Below are 21,136 nucleotides of genomic sequence, written 5' to 3' on the forward strand. Positions count from 1 at the left end.
GATGCCGCGCATTGGATCGGTCGCGCTGGTCAGCGCCGCAGCACTTGTCGCCATCATTCATTCCGCCTCCGCACAGACCGTCATGCGCGAGACTGACATCGTCGACCTCCGGGTCGGTCAGCGCATCCTGGTCGATGACGGCTCCTGCCCGGCCGGGCAGATCAAACAGGTGATCGGCGCCAAGCTGAGCCAGAACGGCGTGGTGCGGACCCAAAGCTGCGTGCCGCGCCTCGGCAAAAAGTAAAGCGCCCCGCTGTCGCGAGGCTACCTCGTCCATCATTGCATCGGTAACGCGCCGCTCAGTTCGTGATCGGCTCGAACATGCATTGCAGCGTCGGCTTGGCGATCTTGGTGAAGGTCGGGCCAATCTCGTTTTGCTTGGACGGCGGCACCCAATCGGTCTCGATGGTCGGCACGCCGGTCTCGCTGATGCCGCGCAGCAGCGCCTGGCGCAGATCGGGATCGTCCACCGTCGCGGCAGCATGGTCATGCAGGCAACCGCAGACGGCCTCGGGATGCGCCCAGCGCCCGAGCATATGCGGCGCGCACTGGCGCACGAACTCGTCGCGCGGTTCGGGCACGCGGTACAGCGACCGGATCTGTATCGAGTCGAGCGGAAGTTGCGCTTGGGCCTGCGCGGAACCTGCCAAGAGACTCATCAAGGCGACCGATGCCAGGATCGCGGCGGAACAGATACGGAGCAACATGGGGAGCCTTTACCGGCAGTTCTGTTTGTCGCGTCGCGCTCAGTTGACCTGCGCCATCACCATCGGGGCCGAGGTGACCACCGGCGAGCCGTTGTAGGAGAAGGTGCCGATGCCGGGCAAGCCATTGTCCGGGGTACCAGCCATCGACGAACCGGCCATCACGAAAGCGAAGGCAAGGATCAGGCTCATGGTCCGCATCTGACAGTCTCCGTCATTCCTGTTCGGCGCCCGGCGCCGTTGTGTTGACCGACTGATAACGATCTGGCGTTTCGGGAGTTCTGCGGAACAAGCTGAAAATGGTTTCGTCAGCCGGAGAATTGTTTCGTCAGCGGCCAGCCCACGAAACATTAGCCGGAAAACACCAATGTTTTCAGTGAGAGTGCGACGCCCTGAGCGCGTTCAAAATTCCGCGCAACCGAGGGGCCTGCCCGGCAGGCTGCACTTTGCCCGCGGATTATGCATGCAAATTGAGCGGGCTACCGCGCTTTCTTAACTTTCCTCTGCTGAGACAGGAAGCAGTATGGCAAGGGCGGCGTGAACCGGCCGGCGGTTTGGCCGACTCATCTGGGCGCGGTGCAACCATTTCGGCGGTGGCACGTTGTCGTGATTCCCGATCCAACGAAGGATGTCCGTCGTGGGCAATGGCAACATCGGTGTTGGCAATCCATCCGCGGCCGGCAAATCCGGCCGGCAGCAACAGATGACGGCCGCGATGCCGCAACAAGGCGCTTATGTCATGGGCGACAATGAGTGCGCGCAGCAGAAGCTGGTCCACCTCGTCGGTTGCCGCGACCCGAAGGTCAAGCCAAACCTCAGTATCGGCGCGAAGCAGGTCGGGCAAATCAAGCGCTAAAGTGCGTTGAAGATCGCGCTTTAGCTACTTGTTCGCGCATGATGTTTCGGAAGACCGCTTCGCACTTTTCCGGATCATGCGTTGCTCGTCTGCCGCGTCAGCCGCCCAGGCCGAGCCCATGGTCCCGCTACTGAATGAACTCGCCGCACTTCTGCACGGCGGTAGCGTCGGCCGCGCCCCACGGCATGATCGGCACCGACGACGTCGAGTTCTTCGGCGAGCCCTCGATCAGCTTGTCGGAATAGACCATGTAGACCAGCACGTTGCGCTTGGCGTCGCAGCCGCGCACGATCTGCATCTTCTTGAAGAAGAGCGACCGCCGCTTGCTGAACATGTCGTCGCCCTGGCCGAGCTTGCCCTTGAAGCGGATCGGCCCGATCTGCCGGCAAGCCAGCGAGATATCGGACACTTCCTCGGCAAGGCCGAGCCAGCCCTTGAAGCCGCCCTTCTCGGGCACGGTGAAGTGACAGGCGACGCCCTCGACCTCGGGGTCGTCGACGCCATAGGTCGCAAGCTTGTCGTTGGGGCTCACCCATTTGAACACCGTCGAGCGGCGAAAGATCAGGTCCGGCTCGTCGGCCGCGGCCGCGGGAACGGCCGACCCCAAAGCCAGCAACATCAGCAGCGCCGCGTAGCCCCATCGAGACAACAGTGGCACGTCACACAAGCTCACATTTCTCGATGTCATGGAGGTCTCCGAGGGGTCGATCCCGCCTATGTAGTGCGCAAACGCCGCACAGGAAGGCGCTGACAGTTCGGTGATCAAACCAGGCGCTTTAACCTCCTGTGAGGCTTTTTTGCTACTGTTTCGTTGAAAGATCGCCCCTCACGGAAGGGTTAGATCGCTTGCGCTGGTGAACGCGTTCGGCGTCTGCGACAACCAACAGATAGTTTGGACTGGGATTCGGAATATGCGCGCAAGCGGACGTCGGATTTCGATTTTTGATTCTGCGAATGGGCGGTTCTGGCAGTTTGCAATTCTGACGGCGGCCGGCACCGTGGCCGCCTCCTCGCAGGCCGATGCAGCCCTGTTCTACTGGAACCGTGACTCCGGCTACTACGGTGATGTCGAGCCGATGCCGCCGCAGCAGATCCGACCGAAGCCGAAGCGCAGCACGGCCAAGAAGAAGCCGGCGATCGAGAAGGAAGCCGGCCGCAAGCCGCAGGGTCCCCTGATCATCTCGGTCTCGATCGACCAGCAGCGCGTCAGCATCTACGACGCCAACGGCCTCTACGCCGAGAGCCCGGTATCGACGGGCATGAAGGGGCATTCGACTCCGATGGGTGTCTTCAGCGTCATCCAGAAGCAGAAATACCACCAGTCCAACATCTACAGCGGCGCGCCGATGCCGTACATGCAGCGCATCACCTGGTCGGGCATCGCCATGCACGCTGGTGTGCTGCCCGGCTATCCGGCCTCGCATGGCTGCATCCGCATGCCGATGTCGTTTGCGGTCAAGATGTACAACTGGACGCGGATGGGCGCCCGCGTGTTCGTGACGCCGGGCACGATCTCGCCGGAGAGTTTCTCGCATCCGCTGCTGGCGACGCAGAAGGTCATTCCGCAGCAGCCGGTTGCCGATGAAGTCCTGAAGATGGATGCGCCGCTCGGCGTGAAGAGCGACAAGGGTGCGGACAAGCAATCCAGTCTCGACTTGCGCAGCAGCGTCGGCCATGCGCCCGCGTCGCTGCGCGACAACACCCACACCGCCGACGCCAGCAGCGCAATGTCGGCGACGATGTCCGATGCGTCCTCCTCGACCGCGCGCGACGCCATTGCGGAGAAGATCGCGGCCGACAAGTCCGAGACGACGGCGACCGAGACTGCCGCGGCCGACAAGCCGGCCGAGGCCAACTCCGCCGCTGGCGACAGCAGCATCGGCACCGACGACAAGACGGTCGGCGAAACCACCGGCAGCACCGACACGCCGAAGTCCGGGGTGTCCGCAAGCGACCCGGTGAAGGCCGAAGCCAAAGTCGACGAGCCGAAGCCGGACGCCGCCAAGCCTGGCGTTGCCGAGGCACCCAAGGCCGACGCATCGAAGACTGACGCGGCCAAGGACGCCGCCAACGCGGCGAATGTGATCAAGACGGCGGACAAGCCGGCCGAGGCCGCTGATACTTCCGATGCCAAACAGGACGCCGCCAAGGATCCGGCACGGCTGCCGGGCGTCGCCAGGATCGACGCGCCGAAGCACGCCGGACAGATCGCGGTGTTCATCAGCCGCAAGGATTCCAAGCTCTATGTGCGGCAGAACTTTGCGCCGCTGTTCGAGGTGCCGGTGACGATCGCGGCGAGCGACCGGCCGCTCGGCACGCATGTGTTCACCGCGGAAGCCGACAAGACCGATGCGAACCTGCTGCGCTGGTCGGTGGTGACGCTGCCGACCCGCAACGCCGCCCGCATCGACGTCGAGGAGCGCGCCGCGCATCGTCGCAAGCTGGCGGCCGCAGCGCCGACCGAGGTCAAGCCGCAGCCGGCGACCAACACCCCGGCCGAGGCGCTCGACCGCATCACGATTCCGGCCGACGCGATGGCGCGGATCAACGAAGCGCTCGGCACCGGCGGATCGATCATCGTCTCCGACCTCGGCGTGAACCAGGGCGAGACCGGCGAAGGCACCGACTTCATCCTGCCGCTGCGCTGATTGCGACATATAACGCCTTCTTGAAAGCCTGCGCCCGCCCACTGGATTATGATGTCAGTGACATCTGTTCCGGGGACGAGACCATGATGGACCGCAGGACACTGATCGTGGCGGCGTTGGCCGCAGCTGCAGGATCCCGTGCGCTGCATGCGGAGCAGCCGGCGATGAGCCGGATCACGGCCTACGCCTTCTCATTTCCGGCACTCTCCGGCGGCGACATTCGCCTTGCCGACTATGCCGGCCATCCGCTGATGATCGTGAACACGGCCTCGCTCTGTGGCTTCACGCCGCAATATGCCGGCCTGCAGCAATTGTGGACCGAATTTCGCGATCGCGGCTTCGTCATCATCGGCGTACCCTCCAATGATTTCGGCGGCCAGGAACCCGGCGGCCCGACCGAGATCGCCGAGACCGCGCAGCATCAATACGGCGTCACCTTCCCGATCGCGGCAAAAGTCGTGGTCAAGGGCGCAAACGCGCACCCGTTCTACCGCTGGGCGGCGGAGGCACGGCCGAAGGACGTGCCGCGCTGGAATTTCCACAAATACCTGATCGGCCGCGACGGCTATATCGCCGACGTCTTCCCTGAGTCGGTCACGCCGGACGACACGCGGATCAAGACCGGGATCGCACGGGCACTGGCAGCGGCCTGAGAGGCGGCCTTAATCCCCGGAATTAACTGGGATTTCGGACGGAACCCCGCCACGTTCATTGCCTTGGCGTCGGCACTGTGACTAGGGTACGATCGGTTTGGGGGTGAAGCGGCCTTGGTTGCGGCAGTGCCAGCACCGGGCGCGCGATCAGCAGGGAACACGCCATGCGCATTGCGGCAGGTCTGATTTTCGCAGGGACCGTATCGTTGCTCGCGTCGAGCGCAGCTTGGTCGCAGACGCCGCCCGCCAAGGGCGCCGCCGCGGCACCGACGGCCGCAGCTCCAGCGCCTGCCGCAGCCGCACCGCCGCCCGCCGCAGCGGCCGCTCAGGTGCCACCGAAGCAACCGCCGCAACCGGCACGCGCCGCCTGCAACAATCCGAACGCGCTCGGCGTCGCCCGCACCGTCGAGATCGACACCACCGGCGGTCCCGGCTTCGGCTTCGAGCATTTCAAGCAGCTCGACTTCCTGCGCGACCATGAGGTGGTGCTGACCTTCGACGACGGTCCGTGGCCGGCCAACACACCGGCGGTGCTGAAGGCGCTCGCGGATGAATGCACCACGGGCATCTTCTTCCCGATCGGCAAGCACGCCACCTATCACCCGGAGATCCTGCGCCAGGTCTATGCCGCCGGCCACACCGTCGGCTCGCACACCTGGTCGCACGAGAATCTGAACAACAAGAAGCTGACCGAGGATCAGAAAAAGGACGAGATCGAGCGCGGCCTCGCGGCGGTCAAGTGGGCGCTCGAGACGTCGCCCTCGCCGTTCTTCCGCTTCCCGGCGCTGCAGCATCCGCCGGAGATGGTCACCTATCTCGGCAACCGCAACATCGCGATCTTCTCCTGCGATCTCGACTCCTTCGACTTCAAGTCGAAGAACCCGCAACAGGTGATCGACACCGTGATGAAGAAGCTCGCCAAGCTCGGCAAGGGCATCATCCTGATGCACGACTTCCAGAAGCACACCGCGGAAGCCCTGCCGACGCTGCTGACGCAGCTCAAGGCCGGCGGCTACAAGGTGGTGGCGATGCGCGCCAAATTCCCGGCGACCGTGCTGCCGCAATACGAGCAGGAGCTCGCCAAGGACGTCAAGCTGCCGACCGTGAGCTCGCGGCCGGTCAACAGCGTCGTCACCACCGTCGATCAGTAACCGCGCCGGCGATCTCTTCTGTGCCAGCGTTGCGTATTGAGGGCTTTGTCATCGTCTCGGCCGACGGCCGGCTGGCGAACGCGCACAACGTGATGCCTGACGATCTCAAGATCGAGGGCGACAAGCGGTTCTTCACCGCAGCCCTCGACCGCGCCGATCTCGTCGTGCATGGCCGCCACTCCCAGGAAGAGCAGCCGAACGCACCGAAACGGCGCCGCCTCATCGTGACGACCAAGGTCGCGGCGATCGCACCCGACCCGGACAATCCGAAGGCGCTGTTGTGGAATCCCGCCGGCTGCCCGTTCGAGACCGCGAGCCGCGAGGCCGGCGTGACCTCGGGCATGGTCGCGATCATCGGCGGCCCCGGCGTATTCGGCATGTTCATGGACCGCTACGACACGTTTTGGCTCTCGGTCGCCCCCAAGGTGCACATCCCCGACGGCGAGCCGTGCTTTCCCGGCGTCCCTGCCCGCACCCCGCAGCAGGTGCTGTCGGCGCACGGCCTTCACGCCGGTGCGCCGCAACTGATCGACGCCGCGCAGGACGTCAGCGTGACGCCATGGCGGCGGGTGGGTTGAGATTGGTGGGTTAGCCGAAGGCGTAACCGGCCGACCCCTCTTGCCCGACGCCCAGGTTGTCAGCTTACGCTTCGCTAATCCGTCCTGCGCAGCTACGTAGCGCTCTACACGTCCCCATACGCCGGGTCGTCGCGGCGCGGGCCGCGGCCGTAGCCGGCGATGATGAATAGCGCGCCGATCAGCGACAGGTTCTTCAGCGCGTCGATCAGGGTCTTGGCGTTGTCGGGCGCCGGCTGATTCCAGAAATCATGGAAATAGAAGGTCGTGAAGCACACGAAGATGATCAGCAGGATCGCGAAGAACCTTGCCAGCACGTTCACCGCGATCATCAGCCCCGCGATGATCTCGAAGCCGCCGATCGTGATCGCCAGCAGCTGCATGAACGGCATGCCGACGAAGGTTTCGATCTGCTGCGTATAGGGCGCGACGATGGCCGGGATCGTCACCTTGGCCGTGAGCAGATCCGCCGTCGCCTGGATGCCGAACAGCTTGCTCGCCCCCGAATAGAGGAACAGCACGGCGAACAGAATGCGCCCGAAGGTGATGAACGCTGGCATGGGTCGGCCTCACTGGATGGCAGAAATCGGACGAAGCAGGCGGAGCGAGTATGGCCGCCCCGCCTGCTTCGATCAAATCGAATCCGTCCGACGTCTCGTGCTCAGCCGAACAGCGTCGGCTGCGCGCGGCCGGCGCGCTCCTGGGCCTCGACCGCGGCAACCGCCGTCATGTTGAGGATGCCGCGCGCCGTCACGCCGGGGGTGAGGATGTGCGCCGGACGCGCCGGACCGATCAGGATCGGCCCCACAGGCAACGCATTGGCCAGTGACTTGATCATCTGGTAGGCGATGTTGGCGGCGTCGAGGTTCGGCATGATCAGGATATTGGCCTCGCCTTCCAGCCGCGACTGCGGCAGGACGAGCTTGCGCGCAACCGCCGACAGCGCGGTGTCGCCCTGCATTTCGCCGTCGGCCTCGATCTCCGGATGCTTGTCCTTCAAGAGCTGGGTGGCCCGCCGCATCTTGCGCGAGGAGTCCGTATCATAGCTGCCGAAGTCGGAATGTGACACGAAGGCGACCTTCGGCTTGAAGGCGAAGCGCTGGACGTGGATCGCCGCCAGCGACGCGACTTCCGCCAGTTCCTCCGCGCTCGGGTTCGGCCGCACCTGGGTGTCGGCGAGAAAATGGGCGCCGGTGGAGGTGATCATCAGCGCCAGCGCGGCATAGTCGCTGACCCCCGGCAGGAAGCCGATGATCTCGCGGACATGGCGCAGATGGCTCATGTAGCGGCCCTCGACGCCGCACAGCATCGCGTCGGCCTCGCCGCGCGAAACCGCCAGCGCCGCGATCACGGTATTGTTGGTGCGGACCACCGTCCGCGCGGCCTCCGGCGTCACGCCGCGACGGCCGGCGACGTCGATATAGGACTGCACGTAGGAACGGTAGCGCGGGTCGTCCTCGGGATTGACCAGGTCGAAATCGCGGCCGGCCTTGATCGACAGGCCGAAGCGCTTGATCCTGGTTTCGACCACGGACGGACGGCCGACCAGGATCGGCCGCGCCAGCTTTTCCTCGAGCACCACCTGGGTCGCACGCAGCACGCGCTCGTCCTCGCCCTCGGCGTAGATCACGCGCACCGGCTGGGTCTTCGCCTTGGCGAACACCGGCTTCATGGTGAGGCCGGAGCGGAACGCGAAGCGTTCGAGGCTCGCGGCATATTCGTCGAAATTGGTGATCGGCCGGGTCGCGACGCCGGACTCGATCGCGGCCCTGGCGACGGCCGGTGCGATGCGCAGGATCAGCCGCGGATCGAACGGACTCGGGATCAGCGAGCCAGGTCCGAACCCTTGCGTTTCGCCGGTGTCGAAACCATGGGCCACCGCATCCGACGGCGGATCGCGCGCGAGCTGCGCGATCGCGTCGACTGCGGCATGCTTCATCGCCTCGTTGATCGCGGTGGCGCCGACGTCGAGCGCGCCGCGGAAGATGAAGGGGAAGCACAGCACGTTGTTGACCTGGTTCGGATAGTCCGACCGGCCGGTGCAGATCATCGCGTCGGGCCGCGCTGCGCGCGCCTCTTCCGGCATGATCTCCGGCACCGGATTGGCAAGCGCCATCACCAGCGGCTTGTCGGCCATCTGCTTGACCATCTCAGGCTTCAGCACGCCCGGCGCCGACAGCCCGATGAAGATGTCCGCGCCCGGAACGACGTCGGCGAGCACGCGCGCGTCGGTCTTCTGGGTGTAGACCGCCTTCCAGCGGTCCATCGTGGTATTGCGGCCCTCATAGACCACACCGTCGATGTCGCAGACGAAGATGTTCTTACGCTTCGCCCCCATCGAGACCAGGAGATTGAGCGTCGCGATCGCGGCGGCGCCCGCGCCCGAGCAGACGATCTTCACGTCGGACAGTTGCTTGCCGTTCAGCAGCAGCCCGTTGACGATCGCGGCCGCAACGATGATGGCGGTGCCATGCTGATCGTCGTGGAACACCGGGATCTTCATGCGCTCCTTGAGCTGCGTCTCGATCTCGAAGCACTCCGGCCCGCGGATGTCCTCCAGATTGATGCCGCCGAAGGTCGGCTCCAGCGCCGCGACCGTCTCCACCACGCGCTCGATCGTATTGGCGTTGATCTCGATGTCGAACACGTCGATGCCGGCGAATTTCTTGAACAGCACGGCCTTGCCTTCCATGACGGGCTTGGAGGCCAACGGGCCGATATTGCCGAGCCCGAGCACCGCCGTGCCGTTCGAGACCACCGCCACCAGATTGGCGCGGGCGGTCAGCGTCGCCGCCTCGGCGGGATTGTTGGCGATCTCGGTGCAGGCGGCGGCCACGCCCGGCGAATAGGCCAGCGCCAGGTCGCGCTGGTTGGCAAGCGGCTTGATCGCCTGGATCTCGAGCTTGCCCGGCCGCGGCAGCCGGTGATAGGCGAGCGCGGCATTATGGAGTTCTTCAGACGATGACGACATGCGTGCTTCCCGCGTTTCCGGCCCAAATTTCTTGTTTCTGTGCTAATCCAAGCAAAAGTCAGTTGTCCGGCAAATCGAGCCGGATGTGAAGCATGTCCCGCCGCTTGGATGCAACATCGGATACTATCCCCGTCAGCAGGCCCGGGCGGGCCGATTCATCGATGCTGCACCTTCCGACCGCCGATTGGCAATTTCTTTCCCTTGATGATCCGGAGTTGACCGAATGAAGAAAATTCTGCTCGGCCTGGTCGCTGTCGTCGCGGCCGGCGGCTACTTCGGATTCGACTTCTATGCCCAGCGCCGGGTCACGCGCGACGTCGAGGCCGCCTTCGAGCAGGTCCGTGCCGCCGGCGCCAAGGCGAGCCACGGCAAGATCACTTTCGACACCAAGAGCCGCACCCTGACGATTTCGGACGTCGCCGCCGAGTCTGCGACACAGCCCCCGGTCAGCATCAAGATTTCCAGCCTGACGGCGTCGGGCCTCGGCCAACCGGAAGCGGCACGGGTCTCCGCCGATCGTATCGAGTTCAACGATGTCGAGGTCGGTCTGGCCGGACCGACACGCGCGATCGGCTCCTTCACCTACAAGGCGCCGCGGCTCACGGTGAAGGACTATTCCGGTCCCGCAGGCCAGCCTCAGCTTCCGGCCTCGTCGTCGATCTTCGAACTGTACCGGTTTGCATTCACCCAGCTTGCGCACATCAACGCGTCATTGGTGAGCGTGCCCGCCTTGACCGGACCGATGACTTTCAGCGCTGTCGCGCATGCCGGCGACGGCGCCAGCGGCGAATTCGCTTACTCGGGCCTTGCCATCGAAAACATGAAGGACGGGAAGATCGCGTCCAGCAAAGCCGACAAGGTTACGTTCACGGTCAACCAGCAGGCGGCTGGCAAGCCGATCAAAATGACCGGCGACCTCGCCAATATCGTCGCGACTGACATCGACGTCGGTGCGATGGCGGCGATGTTCGATCCCGCCAAGGCCAACGACGACCGGGAATACCGGATTCAGGGACACGTTTCGGCCGGTCCCTATACCATCACCGCCACCCCTGGCATAAACTTGCGGATCGACGGCATGGCAGTCGACGACGTCAGGATGAACCCGTCGCGGATGCAACTGCCGGCGCTGATGGCGATGATCCCATCGCCGGGGAGCCCGCCACCGTCTGCTGCCCAAACGCGCGACCTGCTGGAGAAAATCGCCGGCATTTATTCAGGCGCCGGCATCGGAAATGCCGAGATGCATGGGCTCATGCTTGAGACACCGGAGGCCCCGCTCAAGCTCGCCTCGATGCGCTTCAACTTCGAACACGGCAAGATCGGCGAGCTCACGGTCGAAGGACTCGATGCGAGTGCGCCGAAGGGCACTCTCAAGGTCGGACGGTTCGCGCTGAAGTCGTTCGATGTCGCCCAGTCCGTCCGGCTAACGGCACAGCTCGCCGGACAGAAGCCGACGCCCGAACAGGCGCTGGCGCTGCTTCCGCTGATCGAGGGAGTCGAGTTCAAGGGACTCGTTTGGCCGTACAAGAACACGGACAAGCTGGTCAAAGTCGACGTCTTCAGCCTCGACTGGGGCCAGTTCGTCGGATCGATCCCGAGCAAGCTGCGGCTGGTCGCAAAGATGGCGGCGCCGCTGGATGCGGGCGACCCGCGGCAACAGGCACTCGTCGCCGCCGGGATCGACCGGATGGCCATCGACGCCGATCTAGGCGCGGTCTGGACCGAGGCGTCACGCTCGTTCGCGCTCGAGCCGGTCAAGCTCGACATGGCGGGCCTCCTCAATGCGTCGGCGAAGGTCACGCTCGCCAACGTGCCGCGCGAAGCGTTCTCGACCAGCGCCGCGGAGGCGATGGGCGCGGCCGCGCAGATCGAAGCCGGCACGATCGAGCTTGCCGTCCACGACCTCGGCGTCATCGATCTCGCCATCGCCCAATACGCGCGCACCCAGAATGTCAGCCGCGACGAGGCGCGCAACGCCGTCCTCGGCAGCATCAAGGCGCAGGGCGAAGCGTTGAGCGGAGGCAGTGCCGATGTCACGGCTCTCGTCACCGCCATCACCCAGTTCATCGAGACGCCGGGACAGACGCTGGTCATCAAGCTGACGCCGCGCGCGAAAGCGCCGGCGCTTCAGCTGATGCAACTGCTCAAGACCGACCCGCCATCGGCGCTGGCGCAATTCAAGATCGAAGCCTCGACGGGACTGTGAGCGTCCATTTTATCCCTTAGCCGTAGCCGGATGGAGCGAAGCGCAATCCGGGGGCTAGGGCTACGCGCCGGAAGCCGCCCGCTTGCGGCGGCTCCCGCCGCGCTGCCAAATATCGAAAACAACCCCATGCAAAGGAGCTGGCGGCTGGCCAGGCAACTTGACACGTCGGGCAACTCAGGGGTATATTTCCAATATTCCGAAATCGCGCAAGTGCCGCCTCGCCCGCAAGTGTCCGCGTGCGGGGCGAGGTGACGACCGGCCTAGCTCTTCGCCGGCAGGTTGGTCTTGATGTGCAGCTCCTTGAGCTGCTTTGCCGTTGCTTCCGACGGCGCGCCCATCAGCAAATCCATCGCCTGCTGGTTCATCGGGAACAGCGAGATCTCGCGCAGGTTGTTGGTGCCGCAGAGCAGCATCACGATGCGGTCGAGGCCGGCCGCCATGCCGCCGTGCGGCGGTGCGCCGTACTGGAACGCGCGATACATGCCGCCGAAACGGTCGATGACCTCCTGCTCGCCATAGCCCGCGATCTCGAACGCCTTCACCATCGCTTCCGGCTTGTGGTTGCGGATGCCGCCGGAGGCGATCTCGTAGCCGTTGCAGGCGATGTCGTACTGGAAAGCCTTGATAACAAGCGGATCCTGCGACTTCAGCGCGTCGAGACCGCCCTGCGGCATCGAGAACGGGTTGTGCGAGAAGTCGACCTTCTTGTTCTCCTCGTCATACTCGTACATCGGGAAGTCGACGATCCAGGCGAGCTCGAACCGGTCCTTGTCGATCAGGTTCAATTCCTCGCCGAGCTTGGTGCGCGCCAGACCTGCGAACTTCCAGAACTTCTCGGGATCGCCGGCGACGAAGAAGGCGGCATCGCCCTCCTTCAGGCCAAGCTGGTCGCGGATCGCAGCGGTCCGCTCCGGGCCGATGTTGTTCGCAAGCGGACCGGCGCCCTCGCCGCCCTCGCGCCACATGATGTAGCCGAGGCCCGGCTGGCCCTCGCCCTGCGCCCACGAGTTCATGCGGTCGCAGAACGCACGCGAGCCGCCACCGGTGCCGGGTATCGCCCAGACCTGGTTCTTTGGGTCTTCCAGCATCCGCGCGAACACCTTGAAGCCGGAGCCGCGGAAGTGCTCGGAGACCTCCTGCATCACGATCTTGTTGCGCAAATCGGGCTTGTCGGAGCCGTATTTGCGCACGGCTTCCGCGAATGGAATCCGCGGCCAGTTTTTCGTGACCGGCTTGCCCTTTGCAAAATCTTCAAAGACGCCGGTGATGACGGGCTCCATCGCCGCGAACACGTCGTCCTGCGTGACAAAACTCATCTCGACGTCGAGCTGGTAGAACTCACCCGGCAGACGGTCGGCGCGCGGGTCCTCGTCGCGGAAGCACGGCGCGATCTGGAAGTAGCGGTCGAAGCCCGACATCATCAGCAGCTGCTTGTACTGCTGCGGCGCCTGCGGCAGCGCGTAGAACTTGCCGGGATGGATGCGCGAGGGCACCAGGAAGTCGCGCGCGCCTTCCGGCGACGACGCCGTCAGGATCGGGGTCTGGAATTCGAAGAAGCCCTGCTCCTTCATCCGCTTGCGCATGGAATCGACCACCGCGCCGCGAGTCATGATGTTCTGGTGCAGCTTCTCGCGACGCAGGTCGAGGAAGCGGTATTTGAGCCTGATGTCCTCAGGATATTCCTGCTCGCCGAACACCGGCAACGGCAGTTCGGCCGCCGGGCCAAGCACCTCGATCTCCTTGATGTAGATTTCGATCAGGCCGGTCGGCAGTTCGGGATTGTCGGTGCCGGCGGGACGGCGGCGCACCTTGCCGTCGATCCGCACCACCCACTCCGAGCGGAACTTCTCGACCTCGGCGAACGCCGGCGAGTCCGGATCGGCCACGCACTGGGTGATGCCGTAATGGTCGCGCAGATCGACGAACAGCACGCCGCCATGGTCTCGGACACGGTGGACCCAGCCTGACAGCCGGGCCGCCTGGTCGATATCGCTCTCTCGGAGCGCGCCGCATGTGTGTGACCGGTAGCGATGCATATTCGTTCCAAAACTGATGTCGGAGGGTCGAATCGCGACAGGGCCAAAATGCCCTGTCCGAAGTTGCGGAGGGTTTACCCGACGAGGCCGGGTGCGGCAACCAAGGGAACGGCCGGTTTTGCCCCGAAACTGCAGATTTTACGCCGATCCGGCGCCAAGTTGGCGCCGATCGTTTGCCTATTCCGCCCGCAGGCCTATCTTCCCGAAATGACCATCCATTTCCCGTTCCAGAACACCTATTCGGCGCTGCCGGCGAACTTTTTCGCCCGCGTCGCGCCGACCCCGGTGGCATCTCCCCGGCTGATCAAGCTGAACCGGCCGCTCGCGGTCCAGCTCGGGCTGGATCCGGACCTGTTGTCGACACCGGAGGGCGCCGAAATCCTCGCCGGCAAGCGCCTGCCTGACGGCGCCGACCCGATCGCGATGGCCTATGCCGGGCACCAGTTCGGGCACTTCGTGCCCCAACTCGGCGACGGCCGCGCCATCCTGCTCGGCGAGGTCATCGACAAGCACGGCGTCCGCCGCGACATCCAGCTCAAGGGATCTGGCCCGACCCCGTTCTCCCGCCGCGGCGACGGCCGCGCCGCGCTCGGCCCCGTGCTGCGCGAATACATCGTCAGCGAGGCGATGTTCGCGCTCGGCATCCCGACCACCCGTTCGCTCGCCGCCGTCGTCACCGGCGAGCCCGTGATGCGCGAGACGGCGCTGCCGGGTGCGGTGTTGACCCGCGTCGCCGCGAGCCACATCCGCGTCGGCACCTTCCAGTTCTTCGCCGCCCGCGGCGACACCGACGGCGTGCGCGCGCTCGCCGACCATGTCATCGCCAGGCACTATCCCGAGCTGAAGGATGCCGCCCAGCTCTATCATGCGCTGCTCGCCGGCGTCATGGCACGGCAGGCCGCGCTCGTCGCGCGCTGGCTTTTGGTCGGCTTCATCCACGGCGTGATGAACACCGACAACACTTCGATCTCGGGCGAGACCATCGATTACGGTCCCTGCGCCTTCCTCGACGCCTACAACCCGGCGCAGGTGTTCTCCTCGATCGACGAGATGGGCCGCTACGCCTATGCCAATCAGCCACGCATTGCGCTGTGGAATCTGACCCGGCTCGCCGAGTGCCTGCTGCCGCTGCTCGATGGCGAACAGGAAAAGGCCATCGAGCAAGCGCAAGTGATCCTCGGCGAATTCCCCGAAAAATTCACCGCGGCCTATCAGGCCGGGCTGCGCGCCAAGGTCGGCCTGATCACCGCACGCGACGGCGACGAAGCGCTGATCCAGGACCTGCTCGACGCGATGGCCAGGAACGCGGCCGACTTCACGCTGACCTTCCGCCATCTCGGCGAGGCAGCGAGCGGCGACGCCGCCGATGCCCGCGCGCAATTCACCGATCCCGCAGCATTCGACGAATGGGCCGGCCGCTGGCGCGCCCGCCTCGCGCTGGAACAGCAGACGCCGGCCGAGCGCAAGGCCGCGATGCACGCCGTCAATCCGGCCTTCATCCCGCGCAACCATCGGATCGAGGCGGTGATTGCGGCTGCCGTCAACAACGAGGACTACGCGCCGTTCGAGGACCTGCTGACGGTGCTGGCCAAGCCGTTCGAGGATCAGCCGCAATATGCGGCTTATGCCGATCCGCCGCTGCCCGAGCAGATGGTGACGCAGACGTTCTGCGGGACGTGACCACCTTCGTCATTGCGAGGAGCGAAGCGACGAAGCAATCCACCTATCCGCGCATGCGGCCCGATGGATTGCTTCGCTCCGCTCGCAATCACGCGGCCAAGCATCCAGCATCAGGCGATCATCTATCGCCGCCTGGGACGCGCGCACGCATGGCTGTTCCCGCGCGAGAGCCAGCCGCCGCCGCGCGAGGTGTGGCTGGCCGGGCGGCTCAGGCTCGACGATCTCGAGGCCATCGCCGACGCCGCGGCACGCGGCATCCGGCTCGCACGGCTGCCCTCCTGGCTGGTGCGCGAACGCCTCGAGCGCGGCACGCTGGTCCGCGTTCTCGGCAATGAAGGGGAACTTCCCTACGATTGCCACGCGCTGTGGCTGCCGACGCCGCGACTGCCGCTGAAGGTCCGGCTTGCGGTGGACGCGCTCGCAGCCGCGCTGCCGAAGCTCGTGGCGTAGCGCAAACGCATTGTGCTGCGACGCCCGTCGTGAGCGTTAACTCACCCTCCACCATGCCGGGAGGCTCGCGGCGGTAACCATAAGGCTTAACAGCGCGTCAACGCACCCCCAACAAGTCTAACTGTTTCTGATGGGGGAGAATGGCCCGTGGACGCATTTGCATTCGAATTCATGGGACTGGCGATGATCGCGCTGTGTCTCGTCGTGCTGGCGATGCCCGCGGCACGGCGGCCATCAAAGAACATGCGCTACGAGTGACGCGCCGGAATCGGAACTGGCACCCGCCACTTCATGCGCGCGTTCTCTACCGAATGTCATCCTCGTCTCCACCGTCGTTTCGGTGGTTACCCTCAGGGATGATCTTGCATTGGCCCGATAATTTTGGCGCGATAATACCGCGCCTGGGCGTCATCGAATGGCGATATGCTTGCCCTGATGAGTCCTGGCGCGGGACGCAAGTCAGGGAATTGACGCTTGAACGACACCGACGTCCAGGACTCCAACACATCCACCGCGAGCTCAGCACACTCGCCGCTCGAGGTGCTGTTCATTTTCCTCAAGCTCGGCGTGACCTGCTTCGGCGGCCCGATCGCGCATATCGGTTATTTCCGCGATGAGTTCGTCACCCGCAGGCGCTGGCTTGACGAGCAGGCCTATGCGGACCTGGTCGCGCTCTGCCAATTCCTGCCAGGCCCTGCCAGCAGCCAGGTCGGCTTTTCGCTCGGCCTGATGCGCGCAGGCTATCTGGGCGCACTGGCGGCCTGGACCGGCTTTACGCTGCCGTCGGCGATCGCGCTGGTGCTGTTTGCCTTCGGCGCCGGCGGTTTGACCGGCCCGGCCGGCGCGGGCCTGGTGCATGGCCTCAAGCTGGTCGCGGTGGCGATCGTCGCCCAGGCGGTCTGGGGCATGGCACGCTCGCTTTGTCCGGACCGCGAGCGCGCGTCGATCGCGACGGTCGCGGCACTCGTCATCCTCACGAGTTCCTCGTCGATCGCGCAGATCGGCGCCATCGTGCTCGGCGCTATCGCCGGGCTGTGGTTCTGCCGGGCGGCGCAACCGGCCAACGGCGTCATCCACATCGCGATGCCGGTGTCGCGCCGCGTTGGCGTGGCAGCGCTGATCCTGTTCCTTGCGCTGCTGGCCGGACTGCCGCTCCTCGCCCGCGCATGGCCCGGCCTCGGCCTGTTCGAAGCCTTCTACCGCTCCGGCGCGCTGGTGTTCGGCGGCGGCCATGTCGTGCTGCCGCTGCTGCGCGAAGCGGTGGTGACGCCGGGCTGGATCGGCGACGACGCGTTCCTGACCGGCTACGGCGCCGCTCAGGCCGTGCCGGGCCCGCTGTTCACCTTCGCCGCCTATCTCGGCGCCGTGATCGGCGGCGTACCGGGCGCGGTCACAGGCCTCCTCGGCATCTTCATTCCGGGAATTCTCATCTTGCTCGCGGCGCTGCCGTTCTGGGATAGCTTCCGCAAACGGCCGGCGGCGCAGGCGATGATGCGCGGCGTCAACGCCGCCGTGGTCGGCATCCTCGGTGCCGCGCTCTACAATCCGGTCTGGACCAGCAGCGTGCAGCGTCCGCTCGATTTCGGCATCGCGCTGGCCGGCTTCGTCCTGCTCACGGCATGGCGCGCGCCACCGCTCGTGGTGGTCGTCCTCAGCGCGGCTGCCGGCATCGCCACGGGCCTCCTGCAATCGTGAACAGCCGCCCAGGCGTTCGGCCGGCCGGGTTAAGAACGCCTTCATGCCTCGCCGCCATGATTGGGCGCGTATGCCGAGCGTACCCAAACAACCGGATCCGACCCGGGTTCCCGTGCTGGACCTGCTGCGGCTCGCCGCGGTCGGAGCCGTGATCCTGTACCATTACGGCTTCTGGGGCACCGCATCGCACGGCGCGCAGAAGGTGGCGATGCCGTACCTCGCCCCGGTCGCCCAGTACGGCTTCCTCGGCGTCCCCGTGTTCTTCGCGATCTCTGGCTTCGTCATTGCCTATTCGGCCGAAGGCCGCACGCCGGTCGGTTTCGCGATCGCCCGCTTCAGCCGGATCTATCCGACCTTCGTCATCTGCATGACGCTGACCTTCCTCACCACGCTGCTGCTGGGCCAGGCGTATTTCCACGTGACGTGGGGGCAATGGCTGTCAAACCTGTTCATCGCGGCGCCGATGCTCGGTCAGCCCTACATGGACGATGCCTACTGGTCGCTGGTGATCGAGGTCGTGTTCTACGTCTGGGTCGCGCTGTTTCTGGCCTGGGGTATTTTCCCGCGGAAGATCGACACCATCATCGTGGCGTGGATCGCCATCACCTTCGCCAACGAGCTGACGCTGGACGTTCCGCTGTTCGAGAAGCTGTTCATGGCCGACGACAGCGGCTTCTTCGCCGTCGGGCTCCTGATCTATGAACACTACCGCGGACGGCGCGACAGCAGGCTCTACAGCCTGCTGACGCTGTCGATGGGCACCGCGACGTTCCAGGCCGTGCACAAGCTGGAGCGGCTCGGCGTCCACACCCACGGCGACTTCGATCCCCGTGTCGTCACGTTGATCTGCATCGTCTCGCTCGGCATCGTGTTCGCTGCCACCCGCATCAAGTCCGTGCCGCTGCCGGACAGCGTCGTCAGGGCTGTGGGCGGCATCACCTATCCGCTCTATCTGCTGCACCTGCAACTCGGTTACGTGCTTCTGCTCCTGATCACGCCGACCCCGGACGCGCTTTCGACCGTGCTTGTTGCATCGGGCATGGTGCTGCTGGCATGGTTCGTCTGGCGCTTCCTCGAAAGTCCCGCGCATTACCTCGTCAGGGACAAGCTCACATTGCTGGCCTCACGGCATGGATGGCCGTCGCGCATTCGCACGGGCGAAGCGCTGATCAATCCAGGCCACATCGCGACGCCGGTCGAGGCCGGGGGGATCGCCAATCACTGATGCGCCCGACAGAACAAGCGCCGACATCGCGCACATCCAGTCGGTGCTAGGCTATGAATTGCAGAGCAGTCGGCGCCCATCATCCTGTCAGCGATAGGGCTGTCTCAATCTGGCTGTAAGCTTCCGGTCTTCTCGCGCGCTCCCGGGCGATGAAATCGGCGTGTCGCTGCGCGAAGGCGGCGACCTCCTGCAGCGTTTCCGGATACGGCTCGCCGAGGCTCCAAAACAGGAAGCCATGTCGGACGAGCGCTTCGACCTTGTTCCATTGCTTTTCGTCGGAACGCTTTGGCGGCCTAAATTTGCGTGCCAGGCCGATGCTTGGGCCGCCGCACTCAGGGCACGGTAGTACGGCTTCGGTGCGGCTCGCGCGTTTGAAGCTCTTGCGGCATCGAAAGCAAGCATAAGGGTGAAGGTAGCTCGATTGGACAGGTCCGCCCTTCTGAGCCGGAGGAGGTGAGACTACCTGGATCATCCCGTGAGACTACCTGGATCATCCCGTCAGCCTAGCTACGTTCCCAAAATGTGTAAATCATGCCGTTTGTCGAACGACGGCTTCCCCATCGCTCGCTGGTAACGGGCCCGAGCGGCGCCGCGATCACAATGCAACGCAGTGTATAAATCCGCCATCCCACCCGATCGAGGGGCGCTTCGCGGTCATCACGAACGTGGGTCGAGATGCGGTGGACGCCAAGTGTGCGACTGACGAGAGCACGCGAAGCGGACGGTGAAGTCGTGTGGTCTGACGCCTTAGCGGCAGGTGTCTTCTCGCAAGATGCAACGCGTGCTGCGACGACCGGTTGAAACCGCCCTGGATCGCCCGGTCAAGCCGGGCGACGACATCGAAGATGGGGTTCGCCAGGATGACGGACGAAATCCCGGCACGACTGGGCCGAAAACACCCCCGAATCGCGCCGGATCAGTTCAAAAACGCCCTGTCCCTCACCCCGTGCAAGGCCAAAATCCCTGCAAGACCCTTGACATAGCTGCCCTTTCGGCAGAACGCGTGGTGTCAAGCCGTCATGGACTGTTCATGGATCTGATTAGCACGACCCCCGACCTCGCCGCCGCCTGCGACCGGCTCGCCAAACACAAGGTCATCACCGTCGACACCGAGTTCCTGCGGGAGACGACCTACTATCCCCTGCTCTGCGTCGTGCAGATGGCCAGCGCGGATGAAGCCGTCGTGGTCGACACGCTGGCGCCCGGCATCGACCTCAAGCCGTTCTTTGATCTGATGTCGAACGAGGCCGTGCTGAAGGTGTTTCATGCCGCGCGGCAGGACATCGAAATCGTCTGGCACCTCTCCGGCACGATCCCGCATCCGATCTTCGATACCCAGGTCGCGGCCATGGTGCTCGGCTATGGCGACAGCATCGCCTATGACCAGTTGGTCGATCGCGTCACCGGCCACCGCCCGGACAAGACCCATCGCTTCACCGACTGGTCGCGCCGCCCGCTGACCGAGGAGCAACTGCATTACGCCGTCTCGGACGTCACCCATCTGCGCGAGGTGTTCGCGGCGCTCGACGCCGACTTGAAGAAGCGCGACCGCAGCGACTGGGTCAGCGAGGAAATGGAGATCCTGACCTCGCCGAAGACCTACGACTTCCATCCCGAGCGCGCCTGGGAGCGGCTCAAGACCCGCGTGCGCAAGCCGCGCGAACTCGCGGTACTGATCGAGGTCGCGGCCTGGCGCGAGCAGGAGGCGCAGAGCCGCGACGTGCCGCGCTCGCGCGTGCTCAAGGACGACGCGGTCGGCGACATCGCCACCCATGCGCCGACCTCGCTGGAGAAGCTCGGCAATCTGCGTTCGCTGCCGAAGGGTTTCGAGCGCTCGAAATGGGGCGCCGACATCATCGCCGCGGTGCAGCGCGGGCTCGCGCGCGACCAGGCCACGCTCCCCAAGCTGGAAAAGCCGAGAAACAATTCCAACGGTGCGGCGACCGTCGAGCTGTTGAAGGTGCTGCTGCGCATGACCTCGGAGCGCCACGGCGTCGCCAGCAAGGTGATCGCCACCGTCGACGACCTCGAACAGATCGCGGCCAGCGATGCGGCCGAAGTCGGCGCCTTGCACGGCTGGCGGCGCGAACTGTTCGGCGAAGCCGCACTCAAGCTCAAGCACGGCCAGCTCGCGCTTGCGATCGACAAGGGCCGCGTCGTGCGGGTGGATCGGGGTTAGCAAACGAGGTTCCGGCGCCTTCGACCGTCGGCCAGTAGCCGAACGCCCGGCGCCCGAGTTCGACCGGCACAGGCTGAGGTTGCGTCACGCAAAACCAGCGCGCT

General features: G+C 65.0%; 18 protein-coding genes and 1 pseudogene. 13 read left to right on the top strand and 6 right to left on the bottom strand.

All coding sequences use genetic code 11. The features are described from left to right. Position 1 precedes the first annotated feature (1 nt). A complete protein-coding gene (locus tag ACVW1C_RS02675) occupies positions 2-244 on the top strand; it encodes a DUF6719 family protein (RefSeq protein ID WP_456757057.1) in 243 nt (80 codons plus the stop codon). Positions 245-299: 55 nt separating this feature from the next. Here the strand turns inward: ACVW1C_RS02675 and ACVW1C_RS02680 are convergent, their stop codons facing one another. Then, positions 300-707: a hypothetical protein gene (locus ACVW1C_RS02680; protein WP_456757058.1), complete on the bottom strand. Its 408-nt coding sequence runs from the start codon at positions 705-707 to the stop codon at positions 300-302. A 39-nt stretch (positions 708-746) separates the two neighbouring features. Next, the gene (locus tag ACVW1C_RS02685) at positions 747-905 is read right to left on the bottom strand and encodes a hypothetical protein (RefSeq protein ID WP_173643233.1); all 159 of its coding nucleotides are present in this window, start codon (positions 903-905) and stop codon (positions 747-749) included. A gap of 427 nt (positions 906-1,332) precedes the next feature. Between ACVW1C_RS02685 and ACVW1C_RS02690 the strand changes: the two genes are divergently transcribed. Then, the gene (locus ACVW1C_RS02690) at positions 1,333-1,560 is read left to right on the top strand and encodes a hypothetical protein (protein ID WP_456757059.1); all 228 of its coding nucleotides are present in this window, start codon (positions 1,333-1,335) and stop codon (positions 1,558-1,560) included. Between the two features lie 127 nt (positions 1,561-1,687). Here ACVW1C_RS02690 and ACVW1C_RS02695 read toward each other — a convergent pair whose 3' ends face one another. Next, complete coding sequence (locus ACVW1C_RS02695; protein WP_456757060.1) at positions 1,688-2,248, bottom strand: CreA family protein; 561 nt, start codon at positions 2,246-2,248, stop codon at positions 1,688-1,690. Positions 2,249-2,471: 223 nt separating this feature from the next. Between ACVW1C_RS02695 and ACVW1C_RS02700 the strand changes: the two genes are divergently transcribed. The 4 genes from ACVW1C_RS02700 to ACVW1C_RS02715 all read left to right on the top strand — a co-directional run bounded on the left by ACVW1C_RS02700 (position 2,472) and on the right by ACVW1C_RS02715 (position 6,590). Next, positions 2,472-4,208, top strand: a complete 1,737-nt coding sequence (locus ACVW1C_RS02700) for a L,D-transpeptidase family protein (protein WP_456757061.1) — start codon at positions 2,472-2,474, stop codon at positions 4,206-4,208. Between the two features lie 83 nt (positions 4,209-4,291). Next, a complete protein-coding gene (locus tag ACVW1C_RS02705; protein WP_456757062.1) occupies positions 4,292-4,861 on the top strand; it encodes a glutathione peroxidase in 570 nt (189 codons plus the stop codon). 164 nt (positions 4,862-5,025) lie between these two features. Beyond that, positions 5,026-6,012: a polysaccharide deacetylase family protein gene (locus ACVW1C_RS02710; protein WP_456757063.1), complete on the top strand. Its 987-nt coding sequence runs from the start codon at positions 5,026-5,028 to the stop codon at positions 6,010-6,012. A 20-nt stretch (positions 6,013-6,032) separates the two neighbouring features. After that, complete coding sequence (locus tag ACVW1C_RS02715; RefSeq protein WP_456757064.1) at positions 6,033-6,590, top strand: dihydrofolate reductase; 558 nt, start codon at positions 6,033-6,035, stop codon at positions 6,588-6,590. Positions 6,591-6,694: 104 nt separating this feature from the next. Here ACVW1C_RS02715 and ACVW1C_RS02720 read toward each other — a convergent pair whose 3' ends face one another. After that, entirely contained in the window at positions 6,695-7,147 is a 453-nt protein-coding gene (locus ACVW1C_RS02720; RefSeq protein WP_050401433.1) for a DoxX family protein, read from the bottom strand. A 101-nt stretch (positions 7,148-7,248) separates the two neighbouring features. Next, the gene (locus ACVW1C_RS02725) at positions 7,249-9,558 is read right to left on the bottom strand and encodes an NADP-dependent malic enzyme (protein WP_456757065.1); all 2,310 of its coding nucleotides are present in this window, start codon (positions 9,556-9,558) and stop codon (positions 7,249-7,251) included. Between the two features lie 223 nt (positions 9,559-9,781). Here ACVW1C_RS02725 and ACVW1C_RS02730 point away from each other — a divergent pair, with 223 nt between their 5' ends. After that, positions 9,782-11,767, top strand: a complete 1,986-nt coding sequence (locus ACVW1C_RS02730) for a hypothetical protein (RefSeq protein WP_456757066.1) — start codon at positions 9,782-9,784, stop codon at positions 11,765-11,767. 260 nt (positions 11,768-12,027) lie between these two features. On the opposite strand, the gene aspS is transcribed toward ACVW1C_RS02730, so the two are convergent. Beyond that, the gene (aspS, locus tag ACVW1C_RS02735) at positions 12,028-13,803 is read right to left on the bottom strand and encodes an aspartate--tRNA ligase (RefSeq protein ID WP_456757067.1); all 1,776 of its coding nucleotides are present in this window, start codon (positions 13,801-13,803) and stop codon (positions 12,028-12,030) included. A gap of 207 nt (positions 13,804-14,010) precedes the next feature. Between aspS and ACVW1C_RS02740 the strand changes: the two genes are divergently transcribed. The 6 genes and pseudogenes from ACVW1C_RS02740 to rnd all read left to right on the top strand — a co-directional run bounded on the left by ACVW1C_RS02740 (position 14,011) and on the right by rnd (position 21,032). Next, complete coding sequence (locus ACVW1C_RS02740; protein WP_456762986.1) at positions 14,011-15,483, top strand: protein adenylyltransferase SelO; 1,473 nt, start codon at positions 14,011-14,013, stop codon at positions 15,481-15,483. 108 nt (positions 15,484-15,591) lie between these two features. Beyond that, a pseudogene (locus tag ACVW1C_RS02745) lies at positions 15,592-15,933 on the top strand (LysR substrate-binding domain-containing protein); the annotation flags it as partial. Between the two features lie 474 nt (positions 15,934-16,407). After that, a complete protein-coding gene (gene chrA / locus ACVW1C_RS02750) occupies positions 16,408-17,628 on the top strand; it encodes a chromate efflux transporter (RefSeq protein ID WP_456757068.1) in 1,221 nt (406 codons plus the stop codon). A 70-nt stretch (positions 17,629-17,698) separates the two neighbouring features. Beyond that, positions 17,699-18,853: an acyltransferase family protein gene (locus ACVW1C_RS02755; protein WP_456757069.1), complete on the top strand. Its 1,155-nt coding sequence runs from the start codon at positions 17,699-17,701 to the stop codon at positions 18,851-18,853. Between the two features lie 160 nt (positions 18,854-19,013). Next, positions 19,014-19,199, top strand: coding sequence for a hypothetical protein (locus ACVW1C_RS02760; protein WP_456757070.1), 186 nt, complete (start codon positions 19,014-19,016; stop codon positions 19,197-19,199). A gap of 684 nt (positions 19,200-19,883) precedes the next feature. Beyond that, entirely contained in the window at positions 19,884-21,032 is a 1,149-nt protein-coding gene (gene rnd / locus ACVW1C_RS02765; RefSeq protein ID WP_456757071.1) for a ribonuclease D, read from the top strand. Positions 21,033-21,136: the final 104 nt, after the last annotated feature.

The sequence above is a fragment of the Bradyrhizobium sp. USDA 4011 genome, from assembly GCF_054063415.1.

Coding starts and splice junctions, on each gene's coding strand:
- ACVW1C_RS02695 (WP_456757060.1), bottom strand. CDS start 2,248: ATGACATCGAGAAATGTGAGCTTGTGTGACGTGCCACTGTTGTCTCGA.
- ACVW1C_RS02710 (WP_456757063.1), top strand. CDS start 5,026: ATGCGCATTGCGGCAGGTCTGATTTTCGCAGGGACCGTATCGTTGCTC.
- ACVW1C_RS02675 (WP_456757057.1), top strand. CDS start 2: ATGCCGCGCATTGGATCGGTCGCGCTGGTCAGCGCCGCAGCACTTGTC.
- ACVW1C_RS02730 (WP_456757066.1), top strand. CDS start 9,782: ATGAAGAAAATTCTGCTCGGCCTGGTCGCTGTCGTCGCGGCCGGCGGC.
- ACVW1C_RS02680 (WP_456757058.1), bottom strand. CDS start 707: ATGTTGCTCCGTATCTGTTCCGCCGCGATCCTGGCATCGGTCGCCTTG.
- ACVW1C_RS02725 (WP_456757065.1), bottom strand. CDS start 9,558: ATGTCGTCATCGTCTGAAGAACTCCATAATGCCGCGCTCGCCTATCAC.
- ACVW1C_RS02685 (WP_173643233.1), bottom strand. CDS start 905: ATGCGGACCATGAGCCTGATCCTTGCCTTCGCTTTCGTGATGGCCGGT.
- ACVW1C_RS02690 (WP_456757059.1), top strand. CDS start 1,333: ATGTCCGTCGTGGGCAATGGCAACATCGGTGTTGGCAATCCATCCGCG.
- ACVW1C_RS02700 (WP_456757061.1), top strand. CDS start 2,472: ATGCGCGCAAGCGGACGTCGGATTTCGATTTTTGATTCTGCGAATGGG.
- aspS (WP_456757067.1), bottom strand. CDS start 13,803: ATGCATCGCTACCGGTCACACACATGCGGCGCGCTCCGAGAGAGCGAT.
- ACVW1C_RS02720 (WP_050401433.1), bottom strand. CDS start 7,147: ATGCCAGCGTTCATCACCTTCGGGCGCATTCTGTTCGCCGTGCTGTTC.
- ACVW1C_RS02740 (WP_456762986.1), top strand. CDS start 14,011: ATGACCATCCATTTCCCGTTCCAGAACACCTATTCGGCGCTGCCGGCG.
- ACVW1C_RS02705 (WP_456757062.1), top strand. CDS start 4,292: ATGATGGACCGCAGGACACTGATCGTGGCGGCGTTGGCCGCAGCTGCA.
- ACVW1C_RS02755 (WP_456757069.1), top strand. CDS start 17,699: ATGCCGAGCGTACCCAAACAACCGGATCCGACCCGGGTTCCCGTGCTG.
- rnd (WP_456757071.1), top strand. CDS start 19,884: ATGGATCTGATTAGCACGACCCCCGACCTCGCCGCCGCCTGCGACCGG.